General features: G+C 58.8%; 7 protein-coding genes. 3 read left to right on the top strand and 4 right to left on the bottom strand.

The window, feature by feature from the left end; all coding sequences use genetic code 11:
• Both ACFWW2_RS07410 and ACFWW2_RS07405 read right to left on the bottom strand, forming a co-directional pair.
• Positions 1-306: hypothetical protein (locus ACFWW2_RS07410; RefSeq protein ID WP_393927236.1), on the bottom strand; the 306-nt coding region annotated here is incomplete at its 3' end.
• A 262-nt stretch (positions 307-568) separates the two neighbouring features.
• Positions 569-2083 carry an ABC-F family ATP-binding cassette domain-containing protein gene (locus tag ACFWW2_RS07405; RefSeq protein ID WP_393927234.1) on the bottom strand — a complete coding sequence of 505 codons (1515 nt, stop codon included), beginning with the start codon at positions 2081-2083 and terminating at the stop codon, positions 569-571.
• Here ACFWW2_RS07405 and ACFWW2_RS07400 point away from each other — a divergent pair.
• On the top strand, positions 2082-2243 hold the full coding sequence (locus ACFWW2_RS07400; protein WP_393927232.1) for a hypothetical protein: 162 nt from the start codon (positions 2082-2084) through the stop codon (positions 2241-2243). The genes ACFWW2_RS07405 and ACFWW2_RS07400 overlap by 2 nt on opposite strands.
• A 55-nt stretch (positions 2244-2298) precedes the next feature.
• Here the strand turns inward: ACFWW2_RS07400 and ACFWW2_RS07395 are convergent, their stop codons facing one another.
• Complete coding sequence (locus tag ACFWW2_RS07395) at positions 2299-3552, bottom strand: DNA polymerase IV (RefSeq protein WP_393927230.1); 1254 nt, start codon at positions 3550-3552, stop codon at positions 2299-2301.
• Between the two features lie 25 nt (positions 3553-3577).
• Here ACFWW2_RS07395 and ACFWW2_RS07390 point away from each other — a divergent pair, with 25 nt between their 5' ends.
• Positions 3578-4015, top strand: coding sequence for an NUDIX domain-containing protein (locus tag ACFWW2_RS07390; RefSeq protein ID WP_393927228.1), 438 nt, complete (start codon positions 3578-3580; stop codon positions 4013-4015).
• 159 nt (positions 4016-4174) lie between these two features.
• Here ACFWW2_RS07390 and ACFWW2_RS07385 read toward each other — a convergent pair whose 3' ends face one another.
• Complete coding sequence (locus tag ACFWW2_RS07385) at positions 4175-4885, bottom strand: cyclic nucleotide-binding domain-containing protein (RefSeq protein ID WP_393927226.1); 711 nt, start codon at positions 4883-4885, stop codon at positions 4175-4177.
• Positions 4886-5129: 244 nt separating this feature from the next.
• Here ACFWW2_RS07385 and ACFWW2_RS07380 point away from each other — a divergent pair, with 244 nt between their 5' ends.
• A complete protein-coding gene (locus ACFWW2_RS07380) occupies positions 5130-6539 on the top strand; it encodes an MFS transporter (RefSeq protein WP_393927224.1) in 1410 nt (469 codons plus the stop codon).
• Positions 6540-6569: the final 30 nt, after the last annotated feature.

Below are 6569 nucleotides of genomic sequence, written 5' to 3'. Positions count from 1 at the left end.
CCGCGCACCCCCACCCCCCGCGACCCGCGCCCCCCCCCACCACCCCCCCGCCACTCCCCCCCCCCCCCCCCCCCGCACCGCGACCACGACCCTCTCCACGCCCCACACCACCGCACCCGCGGCAGCCTCAGCTCCACCCGGCAGCACACCGGCCCCAGAGACACCGCCACCCCCCGCGGCTTCCAGCGTGAGAGTTTTTCCACCGCGGGCCACCCGTACGGCCAAGCTGAGACCTCGCGCCATGGCCCGCATCAGAAAATCTTCATCAAACCAGACACTGCCTCCTCCAATGAGGAAAAGAGTCATTGTCCAATGGATGCGCAGAACAAGACCCATGAGGGATGAATACTGGCCGCCGCTGCCCTAAATTCTTAACGCGGCCTTCACATTTGCACCGTGCGCTGCGTTAAACCGTCAAATTCCGGCAAAGGTGTCCGACGCAAGTCCGACGTTTTGCCGACGCGATGCCGACCGGTCGTTTTGCCCCAAACCCCAATACTAACTGGCCTCGCGTCGATTCGCCCAATCCGGGCGTTGCAGAATCCGTGCCGCACCACCGACCGTTGCCTCACCCCGCCATTTCGGACGCCAGAAATACCTCCGGATCATCGACTTCAACCAACCGCTTGCCCCGGATTTCCCAGAACCGGTTGCCCACGTTTCGCAGAAAACTCCGGTCATGGCTGACCAGCAGGCAGGCGGCGCCATGGGCGATCAATTCCTCCTCCAGCGCCTCTTGCCCTTCGATATCCAGATGGTTGGTCGGCTCATCCAGCAGGTAGAAATTCGGCCGTTGCAGGCGCAGGATCAGCATCGCGAGCCGGGCCTTCTGCCCGCCGGACAACGCGCCGATTTTCGTGTCCTGCATCTGGATAGTCACCCCGGCCCCCGCCAGCAGACCGCGCGCCCGCTGGTCGCCCACATCGAATTGTCCGGCGACGGCGGTCATCGGGGTGTCGTCATCCGAAAGCTGGTTAAGGTGTTGATCTGAATAGCCTTCCACAAGGGTCGGGGCACATTTGATACCTGCCAAATCGCCGGCAATTGCACCGTGGATTATCCTGATCAGCCGCGTCTTGCCGGTACCATTCGTGCCCAGCAGAACAATCCGATCGCCCGGGCTGATCCACTTTTTCCCGGTCGTGTAAAGCTGTCGCCCATCCGGCGTTTCCACCGCCACATCATCCAGCGCAATCAGCGCCCTGGCATGGGTCCCGCTATTGGCCAGCCGGATATCGCCCGCGCCGCGTTCCAGATGGGCAGGCTTGGCCGCCGCCTCGATCTTGGCCGCCCGTTCGGTCAGTTGCTTGGTCTTGGTGATCAACAAATCAGAGCCCGAATTGATCCCGATATTCTTCAGCTTGGCCGCCTGTTTACGCAACTGACTGGCCTTATTCAGATCATTGGCAAAGCGGCGTTCGTCAGCCGCGTCCGCCTCATCCAGCGCCGCCCGCGCGCGACTAAAGGGCAAGGCAAAGTCACGCGACCGCTCCGCCCTTAAAAACAAGGTCCGATTGGTCACCGCATCCAGGAACGCCCGGTCATGGCTGATGATCACGGCAGGCACATCGCGGGGCAGGCCGCCCAGCCAATCCTGCAGCAATCCGATGCGATGCAGGTCCAGATGATTGGTTGGTTCGTCCAGCAACAACAGGTCCGGTTCGGTGATCCACGCGGCGGCCAGAAGGGCCGTGCGCTGCCAGCCGCCACTGAGGTCCTTCAGCGGTTTGTGCTGCAGGTCATAGGGCACTTTCAGATCGTCCAGCACCACATCGACCCGCCAGCTTTCGTAATCGGCCTGTTCGACAGGCAGGGCGGCAAGCACATGATCGTAAAGGGTTTTCTCCAGCGCGTGGGGTGGAACATTCTGTTCCACATGCCTCACACGCAGGCCCCGCGCGCGGGTGATATCGCCGGTGGTCGGGTCAAACGTACCAGCAATACACCCCATTAGGGTCGACTTACCCCGTCCATTGGCGGCAACAAGCCCGATACGGTCGCCCTTTGAAATGGTCAGGTTCAGGTCAGTGAAAAGCGGTTCGCCAAGGGTCACGCCCAGGGCATTGATGTTGAGAATGGTCATGTCGGTCTCTGATCAGGAAATGGCCGCGCAGGGGCGGCATGATGGGCAGACCGTTTCGGATCATGCCCTGCAAACGGATTTACAGGGCAAAGCGGGGACCATGCTGAAGTCGGCGGATGAGACGCATGTTCAGCACTGTCCTCCCGTTGTTGGTGTTTGACCGATAGGACGAAGCGTAGGGTTTCAACGGAGGATGGGTCAAGACCCATCTTACGTTACCGCAAAGCCCGCCCTTTGATGATCGCGTCTGCCCCAAACTTCTGACGGATCAGGTCTGCAGCCTTTTCGGCCTCGGCCCGTTTGATCGCGCCGGGGTCGAGCAGGTCGCCTTCGCGGTCGGCCCCGTCGGCTGATGTGATTTCTGACAGGCCCACGCCCAGCAATCGATAGGGCCCCTTGTCTCCCACCTGATCGAACAGCGCGCGGGCGGTCCGATAGATCGTGTCGGCGATCTGGGTGGGGTGCCGCAGGCTTAGCCGTTTGGTGATCCCTTTGAAATCATGGGTCTTCAGCTTCAGCGTCACGACCCGGCCCGCCTTATCCTTGGCCTTGGCCCGCGCGCTGACCTTTTCGGACATCCGCCAGATATGCCCATCCAGGATATCGACATTGCTGGTATCCTCGTTGAACGTGGTTTCGTTCGACAGCGTCTTGACCGGAGTATGGGCCGAGATGCGGCGCCCGTCTTCGCCCCGTGCAAGCGAATAAAGCCGCTCACCCGTGCCCCCGAACCGGTCATGCAGATCGCGCCGGTCCCAGCGCAACAGATCGTCAAATGTGCGGATGCCCGCAGCCTCCAGACTGGCCTGCGCTGCCGGGCCGATGCCCCAGATCAGGCGGACCGATTTGGGGCGCAGGAACGCGGTGGTTTCCGCCTTGCCGATGATCGAAAAGCCGCGCGGTTTGTCGAGGTCGGACGCCACCTTGGCCAGAAATTTGTTGTGGCTCAACCCGATAGACCCGGTCAGCCCTAATTCATCCTTCATCCGTTTCACCAGCCGCGCCAGCATGACCGCGGGCGGCGCATGATGCAGCCGGGCGGTGCCGGTCAGATCCATGAACGCCTCGTCCAGTGACAGCGGTTCGACCACCGGGGTCAGTTCATCCATCATCGCCCGGATCGCGCGCGATGCTTCGACATAGGCGTCGAACCGGGGGCGGACCACTACGGCCTCAGGGCAGAGCTTCAGCGCCTTGAACATGGGCATCGCGGATTTGACGCCCTTGATCCGGGCGACGTAGCAGGCGGTCGACACGACCCCGCGCTTGCCGCCGCCGATGATCACCGGCTTGTCGGCCAGGTCCGGGTTGTCCCGCTTTTCGACCGATGCATAAAACGCATCGCAATCCATATGGGCAATGGACAGATCGAACAGTTCCGGATGCCGCGTGACCCGTGGGCTGCGGCATTGCGGACAGCGGGTTTCGCTGTCAAATGTGGTCAGGCAATCGCGGCACAGGGCTGGCATGGTCCTATGATAGGGAGGGCACGAGGTGGAAACAACGGGGCCGCATCACGGATCAAAGGTCGCGCTGTTTCTGGGTGACCGGCTGGTCAGCATCCTGCGCGATGATTTTCCGCATATTCATTTTCCGAACCTGTGGGACCTGCCGGGTGGCGGGCGCGAGGGGGATGAGACCACGTTTCAGACCGTCGCCCGCGAATTGGAGGAGGAGTTGGGGCTCATCCTGCCACAAACTGCAGTGCTTTGGGAAAGCGCCTTTCCGTCCAGCACCGACGCTACCAAATGGAACGCGTTTTTCGTCGCACAGATGTCAGCCCGCGCGGTCGATGATATCGTCTTTGGCGGCGAAGGGCAGCGCTGGGCGCTGTATGGGATGGAGGATTTTATCGCACTGGACAACCGCGTGCCGTCCTATGGCGGACGGCTGGCGAAATGGGTGGCAGAGACGGGCGGGTTGGCTTTCTGACTGGCAGCGACATAATCATTAAGGGCTTACGACATTTTAATCGCTGACATGCCGTCAGCGCCGGCTTTCCCCTCTTCGACATAAGCACGCCAAAGATCCGGGTGCTTTCGGCCGGTTCACCGGCGGCACCGGGCTTTGTTTTGGTCACACGAACGAAATCTAGATTGAGTAGTCGTCTATGAGAGGTGATGGTTTGGCGAATTTCGTCAGGTCGTCTTTGTCAGTGATCCTAATACGGTTGCCATCCACCTCGACACCATAGGGTAGAAGGCCTTTGAAGGCGCGGCTCAGATTTTCGGGGGTCATCCCAAGAGATGAGGCCAACTTACGCTTTTCAAGCGTCAGTTCGAATTCACCGGTCCCATCAAGGCCCTTGTGCTGGCGTAGGAGATAATTGGCGAGCCTTTCCAGCGACGTGCGAAGCTTGAGATCTTTCTGCGATTTAATGACCGACCGGTAGCACTGCGCCAACTCAGTCACGATGGCCCGGGCGAAATCATGGTCGGTTGCAAAGATGTCACGTACATGTTGGCTAGGGATCAGTGCGATGCGGCTTTTCTCGAGTGTCTTTGCGGACATCAGATAGGGCGCGTCCTTGATCGTGGCGGCAAGGATAAAGGTAGACACGGGACGTACTGTCGCCATCACCGTCTCGCGTCCATTCCAACCAGATGACAGCTCTACCGAGCCTGACAGGATCACGTGCAGGAAATCGCTGGGATCACCTTCAATGATCAAATCAATCTGCGGAGGGAAGTTTTGAACATACGACCCACGCATTAGCGCGCTGAAGTTCAAATCCTCCATCTCCGAAAACAGATGAAGGCTGCGCACATCAGGATAATCTGACTCGGGCATAATGTGCGACATTCTGGACTCCTCATCCAGTTATCGTCTCGTCGTTTGATTTTTGTCAACTGCCCATTTGACACTTGCATAACCGGGTCTTGATCCCGCGATTTGTACCATTTGATAAAAATCGCTAAGTAATTTATTTCATTATGTAAATTACGGTTTCTTGATCTGCATCAAGAGGACTGTGCCGCGCGGCTGTCACCCTTTTCGCAAGGCGCTCGCAACTCTGTCCGAGCGCAAAAGCCGAAGGGGACAGTTGATGGAACTACAAAACAAGGCCACCGCCCTGTGGTCAAACTTTTTCAATGTAAAGATGGTGCAAATCAGGACCTTCCACATGACGTGGTTTGCGTTCTTTTCGTGTTTCTTTGCTTGGTTTGGGATCGCACCGCTGATGAGCGTGGTCCGGGATGAGTTAGGGCTAACGCCAAACCAAATCGGCTGGGCAATCATCGGCTCAGTCTCGATGACAATCTTTGCGCGCCTGTTCATCGGTTGGTTATGTGACCGGATCGGGCCACGGAAAGCCTATACTTGGCTTCTGCTGATCGGCTCATTGCCTGTGATGGGCATCGGCCTTGCGCAAAGCTTTGAGACATTCCTGCTGTTCCGCGTCCTGATCGGTGGGATCGGGGCCGCATTCGTTATCACCCAATACCATACCTCGGTCATGTTCGCGCCCAACGTAGTTGGTCAGGCGAATGCCACATCTGCCGGCTGGGGGAACCTTGGTGGTGGTGTCACACAATTTGTCATGCCGCTGCTCTTCTCGGTCATGGTGATCGGGTTTGGCTTTTCCGAAGCCGTGGGCTGGCGTTTGTCGATGGTGGTGGTGGGTATCATCATCTTCCTGACCGGTATCGCTTATTACTTCCTGACCCAGGATGCGCCTGACGGCAATTTTGATGACCTGCGTGCAGCGGGCAAGATGGAAGAGAAGGCGAAGGTCACTGGCAACTATATGCAGGCGCTGAAGGACCCGCGGGTCTGGGTGCTGTTCGTGATTTACGGTGCCTGCTTCGGCATTGAGCTGACGGTGAATAACGTCGCCGCGCTTTACTTCATGGATTACTTTGATCTGAACCTCGTGACAGCCGGTTTTGTGGCCGCGTCCTTTGGTCTGATGAACCTCTTTGCGCGTACTTTGGGTGGTCTCTTCGGTGACAATTTCGGTTCTCTCTGGGGTCTGAAAGGCCGAGCGTTCTGGCTGTTTATCTGCCTGTTCTTTGAAGGCTGCGCCTTGATGGTCTTTAGCCAGATGAGCGTGCTGTTTTTGGCATTACCCTCGTTGATCGTCTTCTCGCTGTTCACCCAGATGGCCGAGGGCGCCACCTACTCGGTCGTGCCGTTCATCAACAAGAAGGCGCTGGGTGCGGTTGCCGGTGTGGTCGGTGCAGGCGGTAACGCCGGCGCGGTTCTGGCGGGTTTTCTGTTCAAGAACGTCATCGACTGGTCGCAGGCCTTTTTCATCCTTGGCATCGTGGTGACTTGCGCATCATTCCTGGCCTTCTTTGTCCGGTTCTCGACCCGGCAGGAAGACGAAGAGCGCGCGAACTTTGCCGCCGCCAACATCGAGACCCTGCGCTTGCGCGCGCTCAAGGCGAATGCGGCACTTGAAGAGGGCCTGATAGCGGTCGCCAAGAAAAATGGCGCACAGGCTGCCGAATAGTGCTGAACAAGGCGGGCCAGAGCATGGCCC

It is taken from the genome of Yoonia sp. R2-816 (genome assembly GCF_046762905.1).
Lineage (GTDB): Bacteria > Pseudomonadota > Alphaproteobacteria > Rhodobacterales > Rhodobacteraceae > Yoonia.
This window is presented reverse-complemented; position numbering and strand designations above follow the sequence as displayed.

Bases quoted from the DNA above. Each gene is read 5' to 3' on its own strand.
- ACFWW2_RS07380 (WP_393927224.1), top strand. From the start codon at position 5,130: ATGGAACTACAAAACAAGGCCACCGCCCTGTGGTCAAACTTTTTCAAT.
- ACFWW2_RS07385 (WP_393927226.1), bottom strand. From the start codon at position 4,885: ATGTCGCACATTATGCCCGAGTCAGATTATCCTGATGTGCGCAGCCTT.
- ACFWW2_RS07395 (WP_393927230.1), bottom strand. From the start codon at position 3,552: ATGCCAGCCCTGTGCCGCGATTGCCTGACCACATTTGACAGCGAAACC.
- ACFWW2_RS07400 (WP_393927232.1), top strand. From the start codon at position 2,082: ATGTCGGTCTCTGATCAGGAAATGGCCGCGCAGGGGCGGCATGATGGG.
- ACFWW2_RS07405 (WP_393927234.1), bottom strand. From the start codon at position 2,083: ATGACCATTCTCAACATCAATGCCCTGGGCGTGACCCTTGGCGAACCG.